The sequence below is a fragment of the Limosilactobacillus antri DSM 16041 genome, from assembly GCF_000160835.1.
GTDB classification, from domain to species: Bacteria; Bacillota; Bacilli; order Lactobacillales; family Lactobacillaceae; genus Limosilactobacillus; species Limosilactobacillus antri.
The window spans coordinates 74,353-98,666 of the sequence record NZ_GG700738.1; the positions used below are offsets into that span (position 1 = coordinate 74,353).

Sequence of the window (24,314 nt, forward strand, 5' to 3'; positions counted from 1 at the left end):
CTTACTTTTCCGCTAACTTAACGATCATCGTAACGTGGGTCCCATCCTTTGGTAGAACTTTTTGGTTCCCGTAGAACTTAACGACGTGGTTAGGTTCAGTGGAACCAGTTGGCCAGGCGTGGTCAGAAACGATCCCGGTTGAGCAACTGTCAAAGCAGGTGACACAACCAGTGTTCATCGTTTGGGCCCGGCCGAGGTTACCACCAAAGCGGAAGTCGGTCTTGTACTTCTTAGTGGACTTAATGCAGTCCTGAATGGGAACAGCCTTGTGACCCTTCCACTTGATGTAGATGTTCAGCTTGCTACCTTCAACCCGCTTACCTTGGCCCTTGACAGCTTTCATATCTGCTGGCCGGAGGTTGTTACCGGGCTTGGCACCGATCTTCTTCAGGTCGTTGTAGAAGGTGATTTCGCTGGCTTCACCACGCAGAACGGCCTTGTCACCGTTGGAACCATTCTTGTAAACACAGAGGTGCCGGGTTGGTTGGGTAAAGTAGGTCCCGTTAACCACGGCTGGGTATTCAACCTGCTTCTTAGCCTTGTTAACGACAATCTTCTGGTCGGCCGCGTAGGCAGTGTTACTCTGGCTGACGCTGGTCCCGACCGCCACAAGTGAAAAGGCCGCGGCGAGCCCGATGAAGAATTTCTTTAAGTTCATGACAATTTTCCTCCAAAAATAATTGCAAAATTTATTTTTCGACCTTGGCCTGATTGTTCTGGTGCCGGTTAACATAGATCTTCCGGAACATCGCAATTAGGGCGGTCAAAGCGAAGATGATCAGCAGGGCCATGGTAAACATCTTGGCACCACCGACCAGCATCCCCCCAACGTATGAGTAGATCACCGTTGCTGGCAATTCCCCAAGCGCTGAAGCAATGATAAAGCTGGTAAAGGACATCGAGGTCAAGCCAGCCGCGTAACTAACCAGGTCAAAGGAAACAAACGGCAGCAGTCGGCAGATGATAATACAGTTCTTACCGTAGCGCTCAAAGAACTTGTCGATCGATGCCAATGCCGTTTTGGTGGTTAATTTCTCAACCGCGTCCCGACCCAGGAAGCGGGCGATGTAGAAACACAGTGCCGCCCCGGCTAAAGAACTAAACCAAGATAAGAGCATTCCCTGCCACCAGCCAAACAGGCTCGCGTTGGCAAAGGTCACCAGGAAGGCCGGCAGTGGGGCGGCAACGCTTTGAAAGACCATCAGGAAAAAGGAAATGACGGCCGCGTAGACCCCATAGGAAGCAACGAAATCCTTAACGACAGTAAAGTCACCGGTACTAAACATGTAGACAACCTGGTTGCAGAAATGCTTAACCGGTGGAAACGCAAAGTAAGCCACGACGCAGAGCAAAATTACCCCAATCGTAATCCAACGACCAAGCCGGTAATTGGACTTTTTCTCTGCGGGATCGGTTTGAGCGTCCAATGATAACTCCTCCTTAAAGCGCTTATAAAAAGTTCACAAAAAAGTCAAATTTTGATTGATTTGCGGGCCTTTTTGCGCTAATATGAATTATGTATCAAGATGTTGTGAGCATAATCATCATATCACAAAATATTGCAGAATAACGCCTGTTTTATTGTTTTAGTTAGAATGTGAGGGGAAATTAGGATGAAGTTTTCTCGACATACGAAAGCGCTTGCTAAGAATATCGTTGAAAACTGTACGGAGTGTGGCCGTTGTATGCCCAACTGTCCCTTTTTACAGGCATATTGTCAGTCGCCGAAGCAGTTATTCCAAAAGTTCTTGGATGATGGCGACATTGATCCAGAGATTCCTTATTCGTGTTTGTTATGTTCGCATTGTACCCGGGTTTGCCCGCAACAATTAAAGCTGGACGAAGCTTTTTATAGCATGCGTAAGGACCTGATTAAAAATAGTCGTAAGCGACCGCTGAAGTCGTTGAAGGGAGTTTACTTCCACCAGCGCTTTTCCTATTGTTCATTGTTTACGACTGTCAATAAGGGGCACGCTAAGCCGAAGAAAGCGGCGAATAAGGAGGAGAGCGCAAAATGAAGTATGGTTTTATGCCCGGCTGTTCATTAGCCTCGTCAAGCCCGGAAAATGTTAAGCACGTCATTGATTATTTGCAGGATCTATATCCGGATTTGGCGATTATTGAAGCTTGTTGTGGTAAGCCAATGAAGATGATCGGTGAGACGGAAAAGTTTGAAAATCACTTTAATAACTTAGCCGAGATGGTCAAGGAAGCTGAGATTGATGATCTGCTATTGGCCTGCCAAAACTGCCTGAAGGTGATGACCGAGGAGCAAAAGTTCAAGGTCGATTCACTGTGGGTTAAGATGGCCGAATGGGGTCTGCCAGAAGAATACCGGAACAAGGGGAAGGACAGTGACGTGGTCTTTTCAATCCAGGACTCCTGTTCCGCCCGGGACCGTGTTGATGTCCAACGAGCTGTCCGGCAAATTATGAAGTTTCTTGGCTATAAGGTGGCACGGAACCGGTTGTCACTCCGCAACACCCTGTGCTGTGGTTTCGGTGGCATGTGTGGAGTTTCAAATTCCCAATTGAGTCACGAGGTTGCGCATAAGCGGGTGGAGACCTTTAAGACGGATTACGTAGTTAGCTACTGTTCAAGCTGTACATTGGCAATGTCAATTGGCGGTGCCCGTTCATGGCACCTCTTGGACCTAATTTTTGGTCCGGTAGTTAACCTTGGTGATGAACCGAAGCCAAACGACCTGGGGAATACCCTGAAAGCTTGGCACAACCGCTATAAGACGAAGAAGATTATTCAGAAAGCATAACGATTGAGGTGTAATTGAAGAATGAAAAAACATAAGTGGTCATGCGGCCGCAAGTGGCTCCTACTTGCCGCCTGTATGATGCTGACGCTGGTACTTACAGCGTGTGGTAAATCATCCGGCCAGTCGAGCACTGGGGATAAAATTACCACTTTTAAGCATGCCGAAAAGGTCGCTCGGGGGAAGACGGTGACCTTCTACGGCTTTGGGGGCGATGAGCAAGCCAACAAGTGGGTCGACCAAGTTGTTGCTCCTGCAATGAAGAAAAAGTACGACATCACGGTTAAGCGGGTGCCGATGGATATCGATAACATCCTGAATAAGCTGGTTTCGATTAAGCAATCAGGGAAGTCCGGGAACATCGATGTTATTTGGATTAACGGTGAAAACTTCTACACCGCGAAAAAGGAAGGTCTGCTCTACGGGCCATTTGCCAATAAGGTCCCGAGTTTTAAGAACCTGATGTACACTAACGGTCACTACTCCAAGTATGACTTTGGAACGCCAATTAAGGGTTATGAAGTCCCATACGGCACGGCCCAGTTAACCTTCTTTGGCCGGCTGGCGGACTTTGACAACCGCTTCCCGGACAGTACCCAGCAACTGCTGGAATACGCCAAGGCCCACCCTGGCAAGTTGACCTACACCGCTCCACCGGAATTTACCGGGAGCGCCTTTGTCCGGAACGTTATCTGTAATATCGTTGGTTACCAAAAGGTCGCTGACGCACCAGCAACCAAGGAAGAAATGTACAAGGTTATCAAACCGGGCCTGGACTACCTGAACGAACTGAAGCCGTACCTGTGGAAGCAGGGGAAGACCTACCCAACGACGACCGCACAGTTGGACAAGATGTACGCTGCCCACCAGATCAACATGACCTACAGTTACTCACCAACGCACGGTGCTGCTCAGCGGGATGAGAACCAGTTTGGGACTGACACCCAACCATTCTTCTTCAAGAAGGGGAACATTGCCAACGAAAGCTACCTGGCAATTGCTAACTCATCGAAGAATAAGAATGCGGCATTACTGCTGGTTAATGAGATGACAAGTGAATCGGCTCAGATGAAGAAGGCGGAGGCCAAGTACGGTTACGCACTGCCGCCGTTTAACTACAGCAAGTTAACACCACAGAACCGGCAAAAGCTAGAAAACCTGCACACGGAGAAGGGGGTTCCGTCCGATAAGGAAATGCGGGCCCACCAAATCCCTGAAGTTCAGGCAAAGAAGATTGCCATTATTGAGTCCCTTTGGAAAGAACACGTCCTGCACGGGGATAATTAATGAAAAAGAGACATTTATTATTAATCCTCCCCTTTGTGGGCTTAAATAGCGTTGTAATTATTGCAGCGCTTTTTAAGTCTCTAGCGGTAAGTTTGGGTTACTACCCCATCATTGGGCTAAACGAGGTGACCCTCTCTTACTACCGGGAGGTTTTACACGACCACTACTTTGTCCAGTCTCTGTTATACAGCCTCTACCTGGGGCTGCTAGCGACGGTGGGGGCGTTGGTTTTGGGACTGCTGATGGCATTGATTCTGGAGCGGGTTGCCGGACGTCACCGCTTTTTGGCCCGCCTGTTTGCGGTCCCCATCACCATCCCTCACATCATCGTTGCCTTGATGATCATGCAGCTCCTAAGCCAGTCGGGGCTAATTTCCCGGCTCGCCATCCACCTGCACCTGATTACCTCGATTGACGACTTCCCACTTCTCGTAAATGACCGGTGGGGGATTGCCATCATCGTCGTCTTCCTCTACAAGGAGATACCCTACGTGGCGGTTACGATGCTCGCAATCCTGCGGCAATTACGGGGCAGTTATACCACGGCTGCGCGGAACCTCGGGGCCTCGCGCTGGCAAGCATTCTGGCACGTTACCCTGCCACTCATCCAGCCGACCCTCTGCACTCTATTCATCATCCTCTTTTGCTTTACCTTTGCCAATTTTGAGGTGCCGTATATTCTGGGGAACCCCAGTAACGAGACAATTGCGCTGACCATCTATAACCAATTCTTACAACCGGACCTCCAGTCGCGGCCGGCAGCGTTCGCGCTCAACACGATCTTATCCTTGTTCTGCCTGGCGGTCACGCTGTTAGCCCTGCTGCTTAGTCGCTTGTTGCCCGGCGGAAAGGACCGGTATGTAAAATGAAAAAGAGAGTACTTATCCTGTGGCTAGCGTGCATCTTAGTTTTAGTTCCGATTTTGATGATTGGCCTGTGGGCGGTGGCGGTTAAGTGGACCTACCCGGCGCTGTTACCGACCCGGTACGGCTGGATGTACTTCCACCGTGCCTATGCTGATCCGAACTTTTGGCCGAGCATCTGGAACAGCACCCTGATTGCGATGGTGGCAACCTTTTTGACTCTGGCAATTGCCATGCCTACCTGCCGGTTTTTGACTCTGCAAAACTTCCTGCCGGGGCGGTTAATTGAATTTGTGATTTACTTACCGATGATTCTGCCGGCAATCGCGATTGTGACCTCAACGGAAACCGAGTTCTTGCAGTGGCAAATCAGCGGAACCTACTTCGGGGTGGTGATCTTGCACGTCTTTTTCATGGTGCCTTACGCAATGCAGATTTTGCTGGAAAGCTATCGTAAACTCGGGACCAACTACCAGCTGCTAGCGCACAATCTGGGAGCAAACTCCTGGCAAGCATTTTGGCACGTCACGGTCCCCCTCTTGCGACCCGGGTTAATTGCCGCGGCGAGTTTGAGCTACATTATCTCGTATAGCCAGTACCTTCCGACCTTCTTTGTTGGCGACAGCAACATCATTACTCTGCCGTTGCTCCTGATTCCGTTTGCGAACAACGGGCGGTTCGGTGTTGGCTCAGTTTACAGCCTGATTTTTATTGCCACGTCGTTAGTTGGAGTTGGGATTATCACGATGATTATTGGAGGACGTCATGGGATTAAACGTCAAAAATATTAGTTATCGCTATGGAAAACGGGAGATTGTTAATGACGTTTCCTTTGTGGTCCACGAAGATGAAATTATCACCTTATTTGGGCCATCCGGGGTCGGCAAGACAACAATTTTGAAAATGATTGTGGGGATGCTGACACCCCAGACAGGAACGATTGAATTTACTGGGGAGAGTACACGGAAGAATACGCTGTTGGTCTTTCAAGACTACCTCCTGTTCCCGCACATGACGGTCGCAGAGAATATTGCTTTTGGCTTGAAAATGCGGCATGTTGCCCGTGCCGAGATTGATCAACGGGTCCAGGAGATGGTAGCGGAGTTTCAACTCGAAGGCCTCGAAAAGCAGTACCCAGCTGAACTTTCCGGCGGGCAGCAGCAACGGGTGGCCTTGGCCCGGGCGATTATTTTGCGGCCAAAACTGCTCTTGCTAGACGAACCCTTTTCGAGCCTGGATAGCAACCTCCGCCAGCAGATGTATGAATACCTGCAACGGCTCCAGGCCCACTACCACTTTGGCGTCATCATGGTTAGTCATGACCAGGAGGAAGCATTTCTGCTGTCGACCCGTGTGGTGGTGCTGGCTAACCAGCGGGTTCAACAGGTTGCCAGCCCCCAGGAACTGTACGCCCACCCGGCTAATCGGACGGTTGCCGACTTCCTCGGTTGCTTTAACTACCTGACTGGGGAAGTCAACGGGCAGACTTTTGCAGTAGCGGGGAGCCAACTGTCGGTTAACAATCCAGGTCGACTCCAAGGCACCGCTACGTTACTCGTGCCGTTTGTCACGCAGGTTGGCTTAACAACTCAGGGCGGATTGAGTGCCACGGTGCAACAGGTCCACTGGCAGCCAGCAGGCCCGACGGTTATCTTTGACGTTGCGGGCCAACAGCTCAAACTGCAGCAAACTAATTTTTCGCGCCCGTTAAAGGTCGGCGAACAGGTGCGGCTGACATTACCGGCAGGGGGACAGCTGCTACCATGCCAGTGATTTCGATTATCATTCCGACCCTCAATGAGGAGGCGCATTTGGGCCGCCTACTGGAGGAGCTTGCCCAAGCCTGTGCGGATGTTCCATATGAGCTGGTGGTCGTTGATGCCGCTAGCCAGGACCGGACCGTTGAAATTGCCCGGGAACACGGGGCCCGGGTAGTGGAAACGGCGGCTGGCAACCGGGGGCACCAACTCCGGCTGGGGGCCCAGCATAGTCAGGGGCAGTACCTCTGGTTTGTGCACGCCGATGTCCAACTGAAGGCCGAGGCTAACTTAGGCCCGCGGTTAGTGAGGTCGCTGGGTCCGGGGACAGCAGCGGTCTGCTTGTGGCTTGATTATGCCGCTCCGGGCTTTTTCTACCGCTTCTTGGCGGCCAGTTCGAACTGGCGGGCCCGCCACCTAGGATTGATCTTTGGCGACCAGAGTTTGTTTGTGCGCCGGACTGTCTACCAGCAGATGGGTGGTTTTCCCGACGTGCCGCTAATGGAAGACTGGATCCTGAGCCGAAAGTTGGCCCGCCGGGGATTGCTGAAGCAGCTCCCCGACCGGATTGTCGCTTCGAGCCGTAAGTATGACCGGCACCCGTGGCGGGTTCACTTTAAGTTAATGTGGATTAAAGTTTTGTTTATCTGTGGGGTTTCCCCGCAAAAACTGGCCCAAATTTACTACAGAAAGGACCGATGACGGTGGAAGAACAGACGCAATTGATAGAGAAAATTAAGTTCTACCTGACCAGGCAGGGGTTAGTTGAACGGCTTCACCTGCCCGCGCCGCTGGAAGTGCGTTTCTTGGCGCAGGGGGAATACAACCAGAACTTCCTAATTGGGACCGGCGATCGACAATATGTTTTTCGGCTCAACTACGGCAGTCAGATTAACGCCGCCAACCAGATCCGGTATGAATTCAACGCGTTGAAGTGGTTGGAACGGTCAGGGTGTACACCGCGGGTCTGCTACGTCGATGACCAAAAGAACTACTTTGACCAGGGGCTCTTGATTATGGAATTTCTGCCGGGGCGACCCCTTGATTACCGGACCGATATGCAGACGGCTGCGCAAATTTTTGGCCAGATTCACCAGCTCCCGGTGGACGCCGCCGCTGACCAAGCATTAATTGCTGAAAAGAATAATATCCTCCGGGCCCGGGTAGCCGAGTGCGAACACCTCCTGGTCCCGGTTTGGGGGAGTAAGTTCGTGCCCGCCCACGCCCAGCATGTTCTCGAACGGGCCCTGCAGGCTTGCCAAGACAATGTCAACCAGGAGGACTTCTTTCGCGACCAACAGTTGTGGCGGGTTAACAACACGGAGGTCAACTCGCATAACTTTATCATTGGCAAGCAGGGCTGGTTGATTGACTGGGAGAAGCCGGTGATTAGCCACCCGGTCCAGGACCTCTCACAGTTCTTAGCATCGACCACCACCCTCTGGCGGACCAACATTCGGTTGACCCAGGAGGACAAGCGGGCCTTCCTTGACCGCTACTTGTCCATCGCCGGCTTTGACCGGGCTGACTTCATGACGGCCCTGCGGATTTACCACCCGTACTTGATGCTGCGGGCGCTCTCGTGGTCGGCGATGGCCCTCAATGAGTACGCGAGCGGGGAGAAGGCCCTGCAGAACCAGGAAATTTACGCCAAGGTCCAGCAGTACATGCAGGCGGACTTTATTGATACGGCGATTAAGGAGCAGGTCCTCGATGAAGAATAACAAAGCCTATATTATTTTTACCCGGATTCCGACCCCGGGGAAGTGTAAGACCCGCCTGATTCCAACCTATAGCGGGCAGGAGGCCAGTGACCTGCAGGGCGATTTGCTGACCGACCTGTTGGTGAGCGTTGTCGACCTCCCGGCGGCGGGAATTGACGTTTTCGTGGCCTATTCTGATGAGCAGGGCCCGACGCGTTTCCTGAATAGCCTGCCCGCTGGTGTCCAGGCCTTTGCTCAGCACGGGGCCAATATTGGGGAACGGATGAACAACGCAATGGCAACCGTCTTCGCTGCTGGTTACCAGGAAGTGGTCCTGACGGGGAGCGACCTCCCGGAGCTGACCGCCCAGACGATCCGGCGGGCCTTCGCGGTCATGAAGGAAATTGTGATTGGCCCGAGTGCTGACGGTGGTTACTACCTGATCGGGGCCCAGCGGGGTGTTGACTTGGTGCCACTGTTCACCAACCCAATTGATTGGGGCCAGTCGACCGTCCTGCAAAGCACGCTCCGGGCAATCACCAGGCATGATGTTCAGCTCCTGGATGCCCAGGTTGACGTTGATACGCCGGCTGACTTGGAGCGGGTTAAGCAGCACCTGGATAGACATAACCAGCAGCTCCAGCAATGGCTTACGGAGGAAAAATGATGAAAGAAAAAGTAATTCTCGATTGTGATTGTAGCTTTGATATCCCTGGTTGTGACGTCGATGACGGCCTGACGATTATGTACCTCCTGGGAGCGCCGACGATTGACCTCCTCGGGGTGACCCTCTCACAGGGGAATAGCGACTGGGCCGGGGTGCTGGGGGCCGCCCGCCGACTCAAGGACCGCCTCCACCTTCCCTTTGACTACTACTTTGCACCGGATACGGGGGAACAGCCCCAAATGGCCGCCAGCGATTTTCTGGTGCAGACGGTGAATGCTCACCCCCACGAAATCACCTTACTAGGGACCGGGGGCCTAACCAATATTAAACGGGCCCTCGCAAGTGACTCCCTCTTCTTAAACAAAGTTAAGAGGATCGTCTTGATGGGTGGTAACTGCTTCCCTTTGGTCATCAATGGGCACCCAGTTGGGGAGTTGAATTTTAAGATTGATCCGACCGCCGCCCAGTTAATCTTTGCTAGCGGGGCCTCGCTAACAATCATGAATGGCCACATGACAACGGAAGCCCTCTTTTCCCGGGACTTTAGCCAGCGACTAGCGGCGGAACTGCAAACAACGCTGCCGGCCGATTGCTACCAGTATTTCACGACCGCAATTGACGAGTGGATGGACTTGCAGGAGCGGGACCTGGACTTACCAGGTTTTTGCAACTGGGACATTACCACGGCGGTCTACCTAGAGCACCCAGAATACTTTACGCCAGAGCGGGTTTACCTGGCGGCCGACCAGTCAGCGATTGCCGAAGCGGGCCGGATTAACCTGGTGGATCACTCGCCACGGATGATCACGATGCCGGCCCATATCAAGAACCTGGCTGCATTTAACGACCTGGTTTACCGCCGACTACTTGCGGGTTTACAGCAGGATTAGGAGGGGCCGGTATGAAAAAAATAGTTACATTCCTGGTTATTTTTGTCTTAGTGATCGTGGCGGCCTACCAGCTCGGCCTGACCCGGTTGCTGACGGACTTTAACCAGTTGCGCAACCTGATCCAGGGCAGTGGTTGGTGGGGGTATTTAATCTTCATTGCCCTGTCCATCTTTACCTCGGTTTTCCTCCTGCCAGGCCAGCTGCTCGCCATTGTCGGCGGAATCTGCTGGGGCGGTTTCATTGGTGGGGCCCTGACGGTAATTGGGGCTACAATTGGCTGCTCGGTGTCATTCGTCATTGGCAAGTACGTTGCCCGTGATTACATCGTTGAGAAGATGGGGGACAGCAGCACCTTCAAGAAGATCGAACGGGGGGTCCGTGAAAACGGGACCACCTTTCTCATCTTTACCCGCTTGGTGCCAGTCTTCCCATACGCCATCCAAAGTTATGCCTACGCGCTGACGCCGATGACCACCCGGAAGTTTACCGTGATCTCATTTTTGACCATGATGCCGGCCTGCTTTATCTACTCGTACTTGGCGGCCCAAATCTTACACGATGGCTTTTCGGCCAAGCTGTTCCTCGACCTAACCGTAGCCGGGGTCCTGCTGGCCGGGTTATCGATGCTGCCGAAGATGAGCCAGCGCTTGCGCCATTTGAGCGAAGAATATAAAAAGTAACCCACTGAAATAAAGTGAGGACGTCCATCCGCTTCAATCGGCTGGGCGTTTTCTTCGTGCAGTATGTTAAAATGAAAGCGGTTAATTAATTTAGATTTGGGGTGAGGAAGATGAATCAACACAGTCGGATGATGTATCGAACGGCACTAAAGAGTAGTATTCAGCTGGCGAAGGGCTGTACTGAGCCAGTCGCGGTTGCACTAGCGGCGGCCAAGTGTGGTGCTCAGCTCGACCGGGCAGAACCCGCCACAATTGAAGTGGCGGTCTCGGCCAATATTTTTAAGAATGCCCTAGCGGTAATCGTACCGGGGACTGGCGAAGCGGGCTTGCCAGTTGCGGCGTCGTTAGGCTACCTCTGGGGTGACCCGGCGGCCGGTCTCGGGGTGATCCCCCAGCTGACGACGGACCAGCGGACCCGAGTCCTTGGATTAGCTCATTCTGGCAAAGTGACTGTTACCGTAGCCGACGTACCCGATAAACTGTACGTTGCCGTGAAAGCAACCACACCGGACGGCCATACTGCGTTAACTAAGATCGCCGGGAGCCATACCAACATTTACTTTGTCCAACAGGATGACCAGGTTGTGTGGGACAATGGTAAGCCGACTCAGGCGGCCCCGGCAGGCTGGCTGACCTTTATGCGGCAGACCACCTTAGCGGATATTTGGGACTTTGCTGTCAATCAAGAAGCCGTTGAAGGCCTGCAATTTATTTTAACCACGCGGGACCACAACCTGGCCTTGGCACAGGACGGCTTTGATCACCATTACGGCATGGGGGTTGGTCAGGCAATTGCCAGCGCAAAGGGGTTGGGCAATACTGATAATTTGACCAGTCGGATCATTGCCTGGACGGCCGCAGCAGCCGATGCCCGGATGGGTGGCAGTCAGCTCCTGGCGGCGACTAATTCTGGCTCCGGCAACCAGGGGATTACCGCAACAGTACCGGTGTGCGTCGCGGCAGAAGAGTGGGGGTCGTCCAAGAAACAACTTATTCGCGCGTTAACTCTGTCTCATCTCACCGCAATCTACATCCATTCTTTCCTGCCAAGCTTAACTGCTTACTGTGCGACCCATTCTGCCGCGATGGGGGCGGCGACGGGGATTTGTTACCTTGCCGGCGGGACAGTTGAAGATGCTGCCCGGGCCATCAAGATCATGATCGGGGATGCCAACGGGCTGATCTGCGACGGTGCCGGTTGCTCATGTGCCGTTAAGGTTTCAACAGCAGTGCAAACGATGCTTAAGGCCGTTGACATGGCCCTACAAGGCATTACAGTTCCGGCAACTAACGGGGTGGTCAGTGAATCCGTGGACGAAACGATTCGCGGACTGGGCAAGCTAACTTCCGAGGGGATGGCCGCTACCGATTCCATCATCCTGAAAATTATGCGGGCTAAAAATAATTAGTATTTTAACTTGGTTTTATGCGTCCCAAAGTTAGTGCAGGCTTATTTGGGGCGCTTTTTGGGGGATTTTAGGCAAAACTTGCATAAGTGTCTGGTAAACATTACAATGAAAGCGTTACCAATTATTTGTGCTAGAGATCACAATTCCAGTTAGGGGGAATGGTCAATTTAATTGAGGTGTTTTTGTATGTCAACAACTGTGTGGATGAATTTAGCAACGTTTGCTGTTTCATTGCTGGCATGTTATGTAATCCATTTGCTGCTTAAAAAGTTGGGCTTTGGTTTTACTTCCGTCATTGCATTGGTGATTGGGATTATCATTGGTCTGATTTTCAAGGGCTACACTTCCTATGATGCCGTTGTCGGGACCATCTATGTCAAGGTAATCACGATGATGGTTATCCCACTGTTACTGGTGTCCTTAATCCAGAGTGTCTACTCGATGAGTTCCACCAGTAAGCTGAAAACCATTGGTGGGAAAGCACTGTTTTGGTTGCTGTTCCAAACCTTATTGGCCGCGATTGTGGGAACGGTGCTTGCACTAGCAACTAATCTGGGGAAGGGAACCCATTTGAGTATTGTTGATGGGGTCAAGATTGGGAAGGTCCCACCGTTTACCCAGGTAATTACTGATCTGTTTTCGGAAAATATCTTCCAGTCAATGGCGAAGGGGCAAGTGATCCCGGTTGTATTCTTTGCAATTATTGTTGGGATGGCAGTAGTGGCAATTAACGAAAAGAAGGGGGCCGATTCCCTCCGCTTTTTCAAAGCCTTTATCGATGACTGTCACGATATTGTTTACAAGCTAATTGCCGTCATCATTTCATTCCTGCCGTACTCAATTATTTTCTTGATGGCTGATACCATGGGGACCAGTGAGCCGAAAGCCTTACTGCCATTGCTGTGGATTATTGTTCTTACCTTTGTCGGTTGTCTTTTTCACATGGCCGTTACCGACAGCGTCCTACTGAAGTTTGTCGGCCATGTATCACCACTCAAGTTTTACCATGATGTTCTTCCTGCCCAAACGATGGCCTTCTCGACCCGGAGTAGTGCCGGGACCCTCCCACTGTATGTTGAGTGTTTGACGAAGAAGCTCGGCGTTTCAGAAGAAATTGCTAACTTTGTTGGTTCACTCGGGACGGCAGTTGGGATGTCTGGCTGTGCGGGGATCTGGCCACCGCTATTAGCCATCTACACCATTCACTCGATGGGTGGTAACATTTCAGTTACGCAAGCAATTATTATTATCATTTTGTGCCCAATCATTTCGTTTGGTACCGCTGGTGTTCCCGGCGGTGGGATTATGCTTGCAACCGCGATGTTTGTTGTTTTGGGATTGCCGGTCGGCTTAATTAGTATTTTTGCAGGAATCGATAGTTTCGCTGACATGGCGCGGACGACGACTAACGTAACAAGTTCAATGGTGGCTTCCACGCTAGTTTCCCAATCGGAAAAACGAGCGAGTGCTAAGTAGTATGTAAGTGTTGAATTTCCTCCGACCAGAATTTGTGTAATCGGTAACTTTTTTGATCACGGTCATGGTTAACATGGCGGTGGTGTTAACAAAACGGGCCCCAAGTTCGATGAGAACCTGAGGCCCGTTATTAGTTACCGGTTTTATTTCTTAATTCGGTGGGCCAACCAGTCAGCCAGACCGTAGCCAATGATGATAAATACCAGCGCTAACCACCCTTGGACCGAAAAGAGGGCAGTGTAAACCAGCCCGTTGGAGGTCAAGGTCCCCTTGGAAAGGCCAGTCCCACCCCCCATCAGGACGCCGGCCACAATCGAGCTGATGAGGTTGATAATCGTAAGCGGCCGCCGTTGGAACTGTCTTTTTACCAGGGCGACCAGGAAGGCGCCGATGGTGATTCCGACCGTGAAATACATCCCCCAGCTAATGGTGATTCCAGCACCGTGCCCCTTGATAAAGCCATACCATGACAGGAGGGGGTCAGCAATTGCAAAACCACCAAAGCTCTGGGCCCAGGCATTCGCGAGGAAGGCACCTCCGGCGAGGAGGCCGATGAGGAGTGGGGCAAGCAGGGCTCGCCAGCCCGCCTGCTTGCGGGACCAGGCGAACCAAGCAGTAGTGACTACCGCGAGGATCCCGAGGCACAGTAAGAAGCCGGTTGCCCGGCCGCGGAATAAGTCGTCGCTAACCTGGGCGCGGTTGAGGCCACCGAGACGGTCGCTCAAGACTCCCCAGTTGTAGTAGACCAGGGTCAGGGTAAAAGCAAGCAGGGCAAGCAGGCCGTGGAGGTCTCCGTTACCGACCTGGACGAAGTTATCGATGATACAGCCGCGGGCCAGCCACATCCCCAGCCCAAACAGCAGGCTCCCGACAATTGTGGCCGCCGGCGCATAGTCGGGATTCGCCGGGATAGTAAGGACTCCAGCAAGTAGGAGGGCTGCGACAATCGCACTCTCCACCACAATTATCACTATCAGGCTCAGCAGGCCGTTCCCCGACCGCTTTGTCAACCCATCATGGATCTGTCGGGCAAAGTTAAAATGCCAGCTCTGTAGGACAGCCCCGAGGATCAGACCAAAAATTAAACCAGTTTGAACCATTTGTTACTACCTTTCCTTTACAAAAATCTAACACTAATTCATTATTGCACAAGCTAGCCAACAGTAGTATCATATTTTATTGTGAAAGAGCTTACACATCGACATTTTTCCACAAAGTAGCATAGAAAAGTGAGGGAGTATCAAAAAATGCATAAGTTTTTTAAATGGTTCGGGATCGCGGCCTGTGGTTTGTTAGCCGGGCTTGTCTTGGCGGGAACCAGTACCCATGCGGCTAGTAAGGAAAGCCACTTCGTTAAAGAAGACCAGCAGGTAACTGAGAACACCTACTACATCACGGCAAAGCAGGCCCAGCAATTCAAGGAACAGAACCCAAATGCGGTTGTCCTGGCTGTAGCCTATGGGAAGGTGCCAGGCTTTAACAAGGGCCACATTCCGGGCGCTGTTCAAATGAGCACTAATGACGTCGAAAGCCAGGCTGCTAAGTGGAACCTGCTAGATGCCAGCCAGCTCCGGAAGAACTTCTTGAAAAAGGGGGTTACCGCTGACACGCCACTGATTGTTTATTCTCCAGACATCTCGGCCGCTTCCCGGGTGGCCTTTGCCGCTTACTACCTTGGGGTGAAGAACATTAAGATCATCGACGGTGGTCAGCAGGCCTGGAAGAAGGCTGGTCTGCCACTAGAAAAGAAGAGCGTGCAGCCAAAGAAGCAAACCGACTTCGGCAGCAATACGGTTGCTCACCCAGAAGCATACATCAAGACCCCCGCTGACCTCCTCAAGGCCGAGAAGAAGAACCCGGACTTGAAGCTGGTAAGTACCCGTTCCTGGAAGGAATACATCGGCGACATCTCTGGTTACTCCTACATCAAGGAAGCCGGTGAACCAAAGGGTGCGATTTACGGCCGGGTAAGTAAGAGCAGCAGTGACGTTGCCTACCTGACGAACGCTGACGGGACCATCAAGGATCCAAAGGCCGAATTGGCTTACTGGGCAAAGAAGGGGATTACCCCTGACCAAGAGGTTGTCTTCTACTGTGGGACCGGTTGGCGGGCCTGCGTTCCATTCTTCCTCGCCAAGGAAGAGGGCTTTAAGAATGTTCAGCTCTACGATGGTGGCTGGTACCAATGGAATATGGAACACAAGAAGGACCCAAAGAAGTACCCAGTACAAAAGGGTGAACCAGGGACCAAGAACTTTAAGGTTGAGACCACCGTTTCTGCTGAACGGTAAGCATGCCTTAGCGGTGGGTAAGCAATAATAATTAAGGGTGCATAGTCAGAGTCGGTGTGGACTCTGATTATGCACCCTTGATGTTTTCAATTCGCTTCAAATTGCGAATGACCACGGACTCGCCATCGCGAAAACGAAGCCGCTGCCGGCGCCAGTCAACGGCAACCAGCTGACCGGTGAAGCTCTCATAGTAGCCGCTGGCCCCGTTGAAGTAGGTCAGCTTGACCGTCGGCCAGGGGCGCTGGGCCGCCAGGGTCTTGATCTTCTTGTTCAGGGCCGTTAACTGGTCGTGGCTTAAGTAGTCCTTATTGGCATAGCGCTTCGCTGTCTGATCGAGGAGCTCCTTATAACCGGTTAGAGCGGCGAAGGGGGCGAACTGGCCCGCCCGGTCGACCTGCGGCATTGGCAGGTGGGCCCGGGAGACGTGGCGGGGGCTGTCCATAATATCCCGGTAGCGGCTCGTATCGTTAAATTGCTTCTGCTCAGCTGCCCATTGCTGCTTGTCCATTATGCCTGGTGGCCTCCAATCTCCTTGTTTCTTTTCCTAGCGACGGCGCCGTCCTTCAAGTCAGCCGCCCGGATGATCGAATTCTTGCCGAACTGGTCCTGTAAGCGCAGGATCATCTTTTGTACCTGCTGGTCCCGCTGGCGTTGCTGCTGCGCTGCCTTGGCCCGGGCAACCTGCTGGTGCGGGTTGGTGAAGAGGTCGAGCTGCTCGCTGTGGGTCATCTGGGCCGCCACCGCCTGCTGAACAAGGTTGTTCGCCGTCACGGTCACCCGCCGGATGAGGAGGCTTGGGTCGACCTTGCGCTGAAAAGACGCCAGAAAGTGGCTGGTCAGTTCACGCGGCGAGGCGGTTGGCAGGGGAAGGCTAAAGGCGTCGTGGGCTGGGTGGGGGACTTCCCGACCGTAAAAGTCGGTGACCGTCGCCCCGTGATAGCCGTGGCCCTGGTGGAGGCTCTGAACATCGTAGTTGATGGTGAGTGAAAAGCGGTCCGCGACCAGGTCCCGCTTGACCATCTGGAGGCTGAGCATATCAACCATTTCCCGGACCACCAGCCGGCCTTCCTGGTATCGGTAGGGCTTGGGGAGGACGATACTGGAGTAGATGCCGTGGTGGTCGGACCGGTAGTTTTTGATGTCGGCCATCGTCGCGGACTCATAGCCCCAGGCGTGGTCGATAATTAATTCGGCGTTTTTGCCAAATTCCCGGTAGAGGACTTCCTCGTTTAAGGGGTCCGAAAGTTTGCCGAGCGAACAGCGTGCGACATCCCCCATCGTATGCAGGCCGAGCTTGTTCAGGCGTTTGGCGTAACCACGGCCGATCCGCCAAAAGTCGGTCAGCGGTTCGTGGGCCCAGAGGTAGCGGCGGTAGGACTGCTCATCCATCTGGGCAATCCGTACCCCGTCCTCGTCCGCTGGAATCCGTTTGGCGACAATGTCCATCGCGACCTTGGCGAGGTAGAGGTTGGTACCGATCCCGGCCGTGGCAGTAATTTTGGTTTCCAGCTGGATCGTTTGGATGATTTCCTTGGCGAGGGCATGAGCAGAAACCTGGTGTTCCCGTAGGTAGTCGGTGACGTCCATCAAGACCTCGTCGATGGAGTAGGGATGGATCATCTCTGGCGGCAGGTAGCGGAGGTAGATCTCATAAATCTCGGCGCTCTTTTGCAGGTAAAAGGCCATCCGCGGCGGAACAATTTTAAAGCCGATCCGCAGGCGGGGGTTGCGGAGGAGCTGGGGCCGGTAGACCGACTTAAACTTGGTCAGGCAGTGTCCGGGCGCCTGCTTGGCCCGCTCCCGGTTCAGCCGGGCGACGATTTGCTCAACTTCAAAGAGCCGAGGCCGGCCCGGGACCCCGAACCGTTTCAGAGCCGGCGAAACGGCCAGGCAGATGGTCTTGCTGGTCCGCGATTCGTCCGCCACCACCAGGTTGGTGGTCAGGGGGTTCAGATGGTGGGCCGCGCACTCGGCGGAGGCGTAGAATGACTTGAGGTCGATTGCTAGGTAAGTCCGGGCCACGACAGGGCTCCTCCTTTCGTAATTTCACCCATCATTATACGAGAATTCGGCGACGGGAACAAGTGTTTGCACAGGCAACTTGCCTTTTTGTCGAGAAGCGGCTAAAATATAAGCATTGAGTAGCACGAGCAGCAGCGAGGGACGGCAGGTGAAAAGGTCCCCAGGGTGCGAACTGGATTTTATTTTTTGAATAGTAATCAAAGCGGCAAGCAATTGCAATTTAGGTGGCACCGCGCGCAAGCGTCCTATTAGTCAATCGACTAGTGGGGCGCTTTTAAGTTAAGGAGGAAATAACGATGGCAGAAAAGAAACACGTAATTTTAACCGGGGACCGGCCAACGGGGAAGCTCCACATCGGTCACTATGTCGGCTCGCTGAAGAACCGGGTGGCCCTGCAAAACACCGGCAAGTACGATACCTACATCATGATTGCCGACCAGCAGGCCCTGACCGATAACGCCCGTGACCCGGAGAAGATCCGCCGCTCCCTGCATGAAGTGTCCCTGGACTACCTGGCGGTGGGAATTGACCCACAGAAGTCCACCATCTTTGTCCAATCGCAGATCCCGGCCCTCAGCGAGCTGACGATGCACTACCTGAACCTGGTGACCGTTTCCCGGCTGAAGCGGAACCCGACCGTCAAGACGGAAATCCAGCAGAAGAAGTTTGGTGAAAGCGTCCCAGCCGGTTTCTTAATCTACCCAGTTAGCCAAGCGGCCGATATCACGGCCTTTAAAGCCGACACGGTCCCGGTTGGTGACGACCAGGAACCGATGCTGGAACAGACCCGGGAGATTGTCCGGACCTTCAACCGGATTTATGACCAGGAGATCCTGGTGGAACCGGAAGGGGTCTTCCCGCCAAAGGGTGAGGGGCGGATTCCCGGCCTCGACGGCAACGCCAAGATGAGCAAGTCCTTGGGCAACGCCATCTACCTGTCCGATGACGCCGACACGATTCAAAAGAAGGTTATGTCGATGTACACTGACCCAACCCACATCAAGGTTTCTGACCCAGGCCACGTGGAGGGCAATACCGTCTTTACCTACCTCGACATCTTTGACCCAGATAAGGACCAGGTTGCTAAACTCAAGGAACAGTACCAAGCGGGGGGCCTTGGCGACGTCAAAATCAAACGTTACCTAAACGACGTTCTCCAGGCGGAATTAAAGCCAATCCGGGAACGGCGCAAACGGTACGCGGCCAACATCGACTACGTGGATCAAGTCCTCAAGGAAGGTTCTGCACGGGCCAATGAGGTCGCCAACCAAACCCTGAAAGAGGTTCGCGACGCCATCGGCATCAACTACTTCGGTTAAAGCAAACTTAACTTAGCCGGTTCCGATTTTCGGGAGCCGGTTTTATTTATGAAAAATTGACTACTCCCAGGAACAATTAGTGTTTCACGGAACGGAACATGGTAACATAAAGGGGATAGTTTTTTAGAATTAAATTGAAGTAGCGGAGGTGAAAATAGTGGAAAACCTCGCAATTGTTGACCTCGGCTCTAACTCGGCGCGGATGGCAATCACGGAAGTGGCTCCGGATGGCCGCTTTCGCGAAATTAAGCGGGTAAAGGAAAATACCCGTTTGTCGGAAGGGATGGGCCGCGAAAAGGTGCTCCAGGAGCCCGCAATGCAGCGGACGATTGAAGCTCTCAAGCGGTTCAAGCAGCTCTACCAGGAGGTTCCCGGTGTAAAGGTCCGGGCGATTACCACGGCGGCAGTCCGCCAAGCCCGTAATCGCCAGGAATTCCTGGACCGGGTTGAACGAGAAGTCGGAATCCGGCTCCAGGTCCTGTCGGGAAAAAAAGAGGCATATTACGACTACTTAGGGGTGGTTCGCACCCTTAAACTAAACCACTGTTTGATTTTAGATGTTGGTGGCGCCAGCTGTGAACTGGTCCTGGTGCAACAGCGGCGCGCTCGGGACATGATTTCGATTCCGGTCGGAGCGGTTAACCTGTCGGAGCAGTTTCACTTGAACGGCTACGTGCGGTCGGCGGACCTTTTCCGGGCGCAGGTGGCAATGAGCGACCGGCTAAAAAAGATTCCATGGCTGCGGTATGCGACCCGGTGCCCGATTGTCCTCTTGGGCGGGGCTAACCGGACCCTGGCTCGGATGGCCTGGTCCTACCACCATCGTCACCATCGACGGTCGATTCACGGCTACCAGCTGAGTGCCCGCGCGGTTTACGCGACCTACCGCGAACTTTTGACCCGGAACCTGGCCCAGCGCAAGAAAATGCCGGGCTTGGAACCGGAACGGGCCGACATTATCGTCGGGGGGATGCTCCCCCTGATTAGTCTGCTTGAACGCAATAGCGACGGCCGGGTGATCTTCTCCGAAAGTGGGGTCCGGGAAGGAATCATTACCGAGTACGTCAACCAAAGGAAGCAGCACCATGAATGATTGGCAGCACGGCTTTTATAAATTAACTGCGGCCGAGCGGCGGGCCCGGCTGACCGAAGCGTTGCACCTGCCGGCCACGGTCACGTCACTCTTGACCGCTAACGGCTCAGCGCTCGGCGACCAGCTGGTGGAAAACTACCTGACGGACTATCCGGTGCCGGAAGGGTTAGCGCTCAACCTGCTGGTGAACGGGCAGCACTACCAGGTTCCAATGGCGGTTGAGGAGCCCTCGGTAATTGCGGCGGCTAGTAACGGTGCCCAGCGGGTTGCCCGGAGTGGCGGCTTTACCGCGCCCCGGCAACGGCGGTTGCTGGTTGGCCAGGTGGTCCTCCAGCCGCTAGCTGACGAACGGGCCACCGCTTTGACCTGGCTGCGTGACCACCAGGATGACTTGCTCCGGGTAGCGAACGCGGCCCACCCGTCGATGCAGCGGCGGGGCGGCGGCGCAAAGGAACTTCGCTTACGGACGCCGGGCGACTTCATTAGCGTGGACCTGCTGATCGACGTCTGCCAGGCGATGGGGGCCAACAGTGTCAACACGATGGCGGAGGCGGTTAGCCAGCATTTGCGCCAGCAGGGCTTTAACGTCTTGACGGCCATCTTGAGCAACTACGCCACGGAGAGCCTGCAGACGGCTGAGTGCCGGGTTGACTTTTCTGCCTTGGCGACCAAGACCATGCCTGGCTCGGAGGTGGCGGAGCGAATCGCCAGCCTCAGCGGCCTGGCCCAGGTAGACCCCTACCGGGCGGCAACCCATAACAAGGGGATTATGAACGGGATTGACGCGGTAATGCTGGCTAGCGGCAACGATTGGCGGGCCATTGAAGCGGGCGCCCATGTCTATGCCAGCCGGGATGGTCAATACCGGGGGCTGAGTACCTGGCGGCTGACTGATGATGGCAAATTGGCCGGGCAATTGACCCTCCCCCTGCCGGTCGGCGTCGTGGGCGGCTCAATTGGGCTCAACCCGCTGACCAAGGCCAACTATCAGATCAGCGGTATTCAAACGGCCGAAGAACTAGCGGCAGTGACGGCGAGCGTTGGTTTAGCCCAGAACCTGGCAGCCCTGCGCGCACTGGCTAGTTCTGGGATTCAGGCTGGCCACATGAAACTCCAGTACCGGTCCCTGGCGATTAGCGTTGGTGCCCGCCCCACCGAGGTTCCCGTGCTGGTAAAGGCGCTGACCCGGCAGAATCACGTCGACCGGTCCCTGGCCAAGCAATTATTAGACGAGATTAGAAAGGATTAGTTGCATGAGCGAAGAAATTAAATTGAACGCGGCCAACCAGGAATTGTTAAAGCAGGTCAATGACCTCTATCCTGAGGGCAGCGTGTTTGTTCAGTTTCACGGTGAAAAGTCGGGCTACGTCCGTCACGATCAGGCAACTCAGAAGACGCTGCCCGGCGGTCTGTTTATCATCGTGACCGACCTGACAGAACCAAACTACACGGCTTCCCATGAACTGCTCCACCTGTTAATGCTGCTGCGGGGGTTCCCGCAGATTTTCTTCCAGCTTTCTCTGGGCGATTCGCGGCTGGATGAGCAAATGATGATCATGTCGACCGACCTCTACAACGTTGCCATCCACCGGGTCGTGGTTGCCGAACAGCGCAAGCACGGTCTGATTAACGACCAGGTTGAGGCGGAATACCTCAAGGGAATTGAACACACACTGACGCCAGAGGACAAGGCGGACGACGAAGAAAAGACCCTTCGTTTGCTGACCCTCTTGGACGCCCTGGTCTTTTATGGCGACCACCTTACCCAGTATGAGGCACAGCTAAAGGCGAAGTATCCGACCGCCCTGGCCGCGGCCCAGAAAATGTACCAGCAGCTTGCTGAAAAGCCGATTCAGTCACCATTCGATATGCGGCGGTCAATTGTGAAAACCTATTCGCTCTTTGACCAGCAAATGCAGGAATGGGGACTGCCGGCCCTCCACAACAACGAGTACACGACCCTGTCACCGGTACTGAGCGACCGGCAGCTGCGGCTGAGCCTACGCCAGGTCTTTGAAATTTACCACTCCGACATGAAGGAGCGGGGAACGAGTAAGCGGGCTTACGTGGGGCTTCGGCGGAGCGACGGCCAGAACTCCTTTACCATGCCGGCACCGAACCCGGAATCGCCAGAAGAGTTCAAGCGGCTTTACGCCCAGCCGGTCAAGGAGTTCTTGGAACAACACAGCATCCCGTATATCGTAAGGAAGTGATCTGATGGAGTCGAAGATTCAAGCGGCGTTTGATGACGCCAAACACATTGTCTTTCTAACGGGAGCGGGGGTGTCGACCGCCTCGGGCATTCCAGATTTCCGCTCGGCAAGCGGTCTCTACACCCAAAACCGGAATGCGGAATACTACCTGAGTCACCGCTACTTTGCCAGCGACCCGGACGGCTTTTACGAGTTTTGCAAGAAGAACCTGTACTTCCCGGACGCTAAGCCAAACGTGATTCATGAAAAGCAGGCGGCGCTGACCCAGCAGGACCGGGCAACGGTGATTACCCAGAATATCGACAACCTCTACGAAGAGGCGGGGACCAAGCACCTGATTGATTTTCACGGCAACCTCTACCACGTTTACTGTGAAAAGTGCGGGGCGACGGTGCCGGTGGCCGACTACCTCCAAAGCCGCCTGCACGCGACGGATGGCGGCCCGCTGCGGCCGGACATCGTTCTCTACGATGAGGGGATCAAGCAGCAAAACATCATTGACGCGGTTAAGGCCATGCAAGCGGCCGACCTGGTGGTGATTGTCGGCACCTCGATGAAGGTCTACCCCTTCGCTGGCCTGCTCGAATACCGTAATCCGAACGCGAAGGTGGTCGCGGTCAACCGGCAGGAACTGCACTTCTCCTTTGATTTTGAAATGGTGCAGGAGGACGCGACGAAGTTCTTTGCGGCCCTGCGGGTTTAGGTCTGTGAAGACTGGCAAGCCAGAATAAGATAATCTATGCAACCGTTGGAGTTGGCGAAACAACTCAGCGGTTGCTCTTTTATTTTTATTAAACTATGAACAGCTGATTCCCGTTGTGGCTAATTCACGGTATAATAATAGCCAAATGACGTAATCGCTTTCAAATAAGGAGGGTTTTGCAATGGCAAACGCAGTACAATTTGGCAAGTCGACCGTGGTGGCGAACCCGCTCGGCTTAGGAACGAACGCGGTCGGGGGCTACAACCTGTTCCCCGGTATGGACGACCAGGCCGGGCGCAACCTGGTTGAGGCCGCCCTGGCCCACGGAATTAACCTGCTGGACACGGCCTATGTTTACGGCCTTGGCCACTCGGAACAACTGGTGGGCGAGGTTGTCAGGGACCATCGTCGTGAAGACATTGTGATTGCAACCAAGGGGGCCCACGACTTCTCAACCGGCCAGGAGGTCATTCGGAACGATCCTGAATTCATAACCCAGCAGGTTGACCAGAGCTTGGCGCGGCTGGGCGTCGACTATCTCGATATTTACTATCTCCACTTCCCCGACCACGACACCCCCAAGGCTGAGGCGGTTGGTGCTTTGCAGCGGCTGCGCGAAGCCGGCAAGATCCGGGCGATCGGAATTTCCAATTTCAGTCTGGACCAGATCAAGGAGGCCAACGCGGACGGCTACGTGGACGTGGTGGAGGACGAGTTCAGTCTGCTCCACCAGGATCACCTGACGGAGGGGATGCTGGACTACCTCCGGGACCACCAGATTAGTTTTATCCCGTACTTCCCCCTGGCCTCTGGATTGCTAACCGGGAAGTACGTTGAAGACGTCACTTTCCCGGCTGAAGATATTCGGAGCCAGATTGCGGACTTTAAGCAGCCCCGCTACGGTAAGATCCTGGCGGCGGTTGACCAGGTCCGGCCGATTGCTGACCGGCATGGGGCGACGGTTGCCCAGACGATTCTGGCCTGGTACCTGCAGAATCCGTTGATTACCGCGGTCATTCCGGGAGCCAAGCGGGCCGACCAGGTAATCAGCAATGCCCAGGCGATGAACATTAGCTTGACGGCTGAAGAGTACCAAACGATTGAAACGGCCTTTGCGCACTTCAAACAGACGAAGAGCGGCAAGTCGCTGAAGGATCCAGATTAATGCAAACGG

The 24,314-nt window shown here is 53.9% G+C and carries 25 protein-coding genes; 20 read left to right on the plus strand and 5 right to left on the minus strand.

Features of this window, described 5'->3' with window-relative positions; genetic code table 11:
* Position 1: 1 nt before the first annotated feature.
* Entirely contained in the window at positions 2-658 is a 657-nt protein-coding gene (locus tag HMPREF0494_RS09900; RefSeq protein ID WP_007124831.1) for a YdjY domain-containing protein, read from the minus strand.
* Between the two features lie 31 nt (positions 659-689).
* A complete protein-coding gene (locus HMPREF0494_RS09905) occupies positions 690-1,427 on the minus strand; it encodes a TVP38/TMEM64 family protein (protein WP_007124832.1) in 738 nt (245 codons plus the stop codon).
* A 186-nt stretch (positions 1,428-1,613) separates the two neighbouring features.
* Here HMPREF0494_RS09905 and HMPREF0494_RS09910 point away from each other — a divergent pair, with 186 nt between their 5' ends.
* The 13 genes from HMPREF0494_RS09910 (at position 1,614) to HMPREF0494_RS09970 (ending at position 13,499) form a co-directional block, all read left to right on the plus strand.
* A complete protein-coding gene (locus HMPREF0494_RS09910; RefSeq protein ID WP_007124833.1) occupies positions 1,614-2,018 on the plus strand; it encodes a 4Fe-4S dicluster domain-containing protein in 405 nt (134 codons plus the stop codon).
* Entirely contained in the window at positions 2,015-2,770 is a 756-nt protein-coding gene (locus tag HMPREF0494_RS09915) for a heterodisulfide reductase-related iron-sulfur binding cluster (protein WP_007124834.1), read from the plus strand. The genes HMPREF0494_RS09910 and HMPREF0494_RS09915 overlap by 4 nt, the downstream gene beginning before the upstream one ends.
* 21 nt (positions 2,771-2,791) lie before the next feature.
* Entirely contained in the window at positions 2,792-4,054 is a 1,263-nt protein-coding gene (locus HMPREF0494_RS09920; protein ID WP_007124835.1) for an ABC transporter substrate-binding protein, read from the plus strand.
* Complete coding sequence (locus tag HMPREF0494_RS09925; RefSeq protein ID WP_007124836.1) at positions 4,054-4,923, plus strand: ABC transporter permease; 870 nt, start codon at positions 4,054-4,056, stop codon at positions 4,921-4,923. The genes HMPREF0494_RS09920 and HMPREF0494_RS09925 overlap by 1 nt, the downstream gene beginning before the upstream one ends.
* The gene (locus tag HMPREF0494_RS09930) at positions 4,920-5,708 is read left to right on the plus strand and encodes an ABC transporter permease (RefSeq protein WP_007124837.1); all 789 of its coding nucleotides are present in this window, start codon (positions 4,920-4,922) and stop codon (positions 5,706-5,708) included. The genes HMPREF0494_RS09925 and HMPREF0494_RS09930 overlap by 4 nt, the downstream gene beginning before the upstream one ends.
* On the plus strand, positions 5,683-6,690 hold the full coding sequence (locus HMPREF0494_RS09935) for an ABC transporter ATP-binding protein (protein ID WP_007124838.1): 1,008 nt from the start codon (positions 5,683-5,685) through the stop codon (positions 6,688-6,690). The genes HMPREF0494_RS09930 and HMPREF0494_RS09935 overlap by 26 nt, the downstream gene beginning before the upstream one ends.
* Positions 6,681-7,376 (plus strand): TIGR04283 family arsenosugar biosynthesis glycosyltransferase, encoded by a 696-nt coding sequence (locus HMPREF0494_RS09940; RefSeq protein ID WP_007124839.1) that lies wholly within the window; start codon positions 6,681-6,683, stop codon positions 7,374-7,376. The genes HMPREF0494_RS09935 and HMPREF0494_RS09940 overlap by 10 nt, the downstream gene beginning before the upstream one ends.
* Positions 7,373-8,398, plus strand: coding sequence for a phosphotransferase family protein (locus HMPREF0494_RS09945; RefSeq protein ID WP_007124840.1), 1,026 nt, complete (start codon positions 7,373-7,375; stop codon positions 8,396-8,398). Before HMPREF0494_RS09940 ends, HMPREF0494_RS09945 begins: the two co-directional genes overlap by 4 nt.
* Positions 8,388-9,044: a TIGR04282 family arsenosugar biosynthesis glycosyltransferase gene (locus HMPREF0494_RS09950; RefSeq protein ID WP_007124841.1), complete on the plus strand. Its 657-nt coding sequence runs from the start codon at positions 8,388-8,390 to the stop codon at positions 9,042-9,044. Before HMPREF0494_RS09945 ends, HMPREF0494_RS09950 begins: the two co-directional genes overlap by 11 nt.
* Complete coding sequence (locus HMPREF0494_RS09955) at positions 9,044-9,934, plus strand: nucleoside hydrolase (protein WP_225430223.1); 891 nt, start codon at positions 9,044-9,046, stop codon at positions 9,932-9,934. The genes HMPREF0494_RS09950 and HMPREF0494_RS09955 overlap by 1 nt, the downstream gene beginning before the upstream one ends.
* A gap of 11 nt (positions 9,935-9,945) precedes the next feature.
* Positions 9,946-10,614, plus strand: a complete 669-nt coding sequence (locus HMPREF0494_RS09960) for a TVP38/TMEM64 family protein (protein ID WP_007124843.1) — start codon at positions 9,946-9,948, stop codon at positions 10,612-10,614.
* A 110-nt stretch (positions 10,615-10,724) separates the two neighbouring features.
* Positions 10,725-12,023, plus strand: a complete 1,299-nt coding sequence (locus tag HMPREF0494_RS09965) for an L-cysteine desulfidase family protein (protein ID WP_225430224.1) — start codon at positions 10,725-10,727, stop codon at positions 12,021-12,023.
* Between the two features lie 186 nt (positions 12,024-12,209).
* The gene (locus HMPREF0494_RS09970) at positions 12,210-13,499 is read left to right on the plus strand and encodes a dicarboxylate/amino acid:cation symporter (protein WP_040459061.1); all 1,290 of its coding nucleotides are present in this window, start codon (positions 12,210-12,212) and stop codon (positions 13,497-13,499) included.
* Positions 13,500-13,642: 143 nt separating this feature from the next.
* On the opposite strand, the gene HMPREF0494_RS09975 is transcribed toward HMPREF0494_RS09970, so the two are convergent.
* The gene (locus tag HMPREF0494_RS09975) at positions 13,643-14,599 is read right to left on the minus strand and encodes a YeeE/YedE thiosulfate transporter family protein (protein WP_007124846.1); all 957 of its coding nucleotides are present in this window, start codon (positions 14,597-14,599) and stop codon (positions 13,643-13,645) included.
* 147 nt (positions 14,600-14,746) lie between these two features.
* Between HMPREF0494_RS09975 and HMPREF0494_RS09980 the strand changes: the two genes are divergently transcribed.
* Positions 14,747-15,790, plus strand: coding sequence for a sulfurtransferase (locus tag HMPREF0494_RS09980; protein ID WP_007124847.1), 1,044 nt, complete (start codon positions 14,747-14,749; stop codon positions 15,788-15,790).
* 67 nt (positions 15,791-15,857) lie between these two features.
* On the opposite strand, the gene HMPREF0494_RS09985 is transcribed toward HMPREF0494_RS09980, so the two are convergent.
* Together HMPREF0494_RS09985 and HMPREF0494_RS09990 are read right to left on the minus strand one after the other, a co-directional pair.
* A complete protein-coding gene (locus HMPREF0494_RS09985) occupies positions 15,858-16,298 on the minus strand; it encodes a YolD-like family protein (protein WP_007124848.1) in 441 nt (146 codons plus the stop codon).
* Positions 16,298-17,812, minus strand: a complete 1,515-nt coding sequence (locus HMPREF0494_RS09990; RefSeq protein ID WP_040459062.1) for a Y-family DNA polymerase — start codon at positions 17,810-17,812, stop codon at positions 16,298-16,300. The genes HMPREF0494_RS09985 and HMPREF0494_RS09990 overlap by 1 nt, the downstream gene beginning before the upstream one ends.
* Before the next feature lie 296 nt (positions 17,813-18,108).
* On the opposite strand from HMPREF0494_RS09990, the gene trpS reads away from it, so the two are divergent.
* From trpS to HMPREF0494_RS10020, 6 genes are all read left to right on the plus strand, one after another.
* Positions 18,109-19,131 carry a tryptophan--tRNA ligase gene (trpS, locus tag HMPREF0494_RS09995; RefSeq protein WP_007124850.1) on the plus strand — a complete coding sequence of 341 codons (1,023 nt, stop codon included), beginning with the start codon at positions 18,109-18,111 and terminating at the stop codon, positions 19,129-19,131.
* A 157-nt stretch (positions 19,132-19,288) separates the two neighbouring features.
* On the plus strand, positions 19,289-20,224 hold the full coding sequence (locus tag HMPREF0494_RS10000; protein WP_040459063.1) for a Ppx/GppA family phosphatase: 936 nt from the start codon (positions 19,289-19,291) through the stop codon (positions 20,222-20,224).
* Positions 20,217-21,473 carry a hydroxymethylglutaryl-CoA reductase, degradative gene (locus tag HMPREF0494_RS10005; RefSeq protein WP_007124852.1) on the plus strand — a complete coding sequence of 419 codons (1,257 nt, stop codon included), beginning with the start codon at positions 20,217-20,219 and terminating at the stop codon, positions 21,471-21,473. Before HMPREF0494_RS10000 ends, HMPREF0494_RS10005 begins: the two co-directional genes overlap by 8 nt.
* Positions 21,474-21,477: 4 nt before the next feature.
* On the plus strand, positions 21,478-22,437 hold the full coding sequence (locus tag HMPREF0494_RS10010) for a hypothetical protein (RefSeq protein WP_007124853.1): 960 nt from the start codon (positions 21,478-21,480) through the stop codon (positions 22,435-22,437).
* A gap of 4 nt (positions 22,438-22,441) precedes the next feature.
* Positions 22,442-23,140: an NAD-dependent protein deacylase gene (locus HMPREF0494_RS10015; RefSeq protein WP_007124854.1), complete on the plus strand. Its 699-nt coding sequence runs from the start codon at positions 22,442-22,444 to the stop codon at positions 23,138-23,140.
* 181 nt (positions 23,141-23,321) lie between these two features.
* Positions 23,322-24,305 (plus strand): aldo/keto reductase, encoded by a 984-nt coding sequence (locus HMPREF0494_RS10020; protein WP_007124855.1) that lies wholly within the window; start codon positions 23,322-23,324, stop codon positions 24,303-24,305.
* The last annotated feature ends 9 nt before the right edge of the window (positions 24,306-24,314 follow it).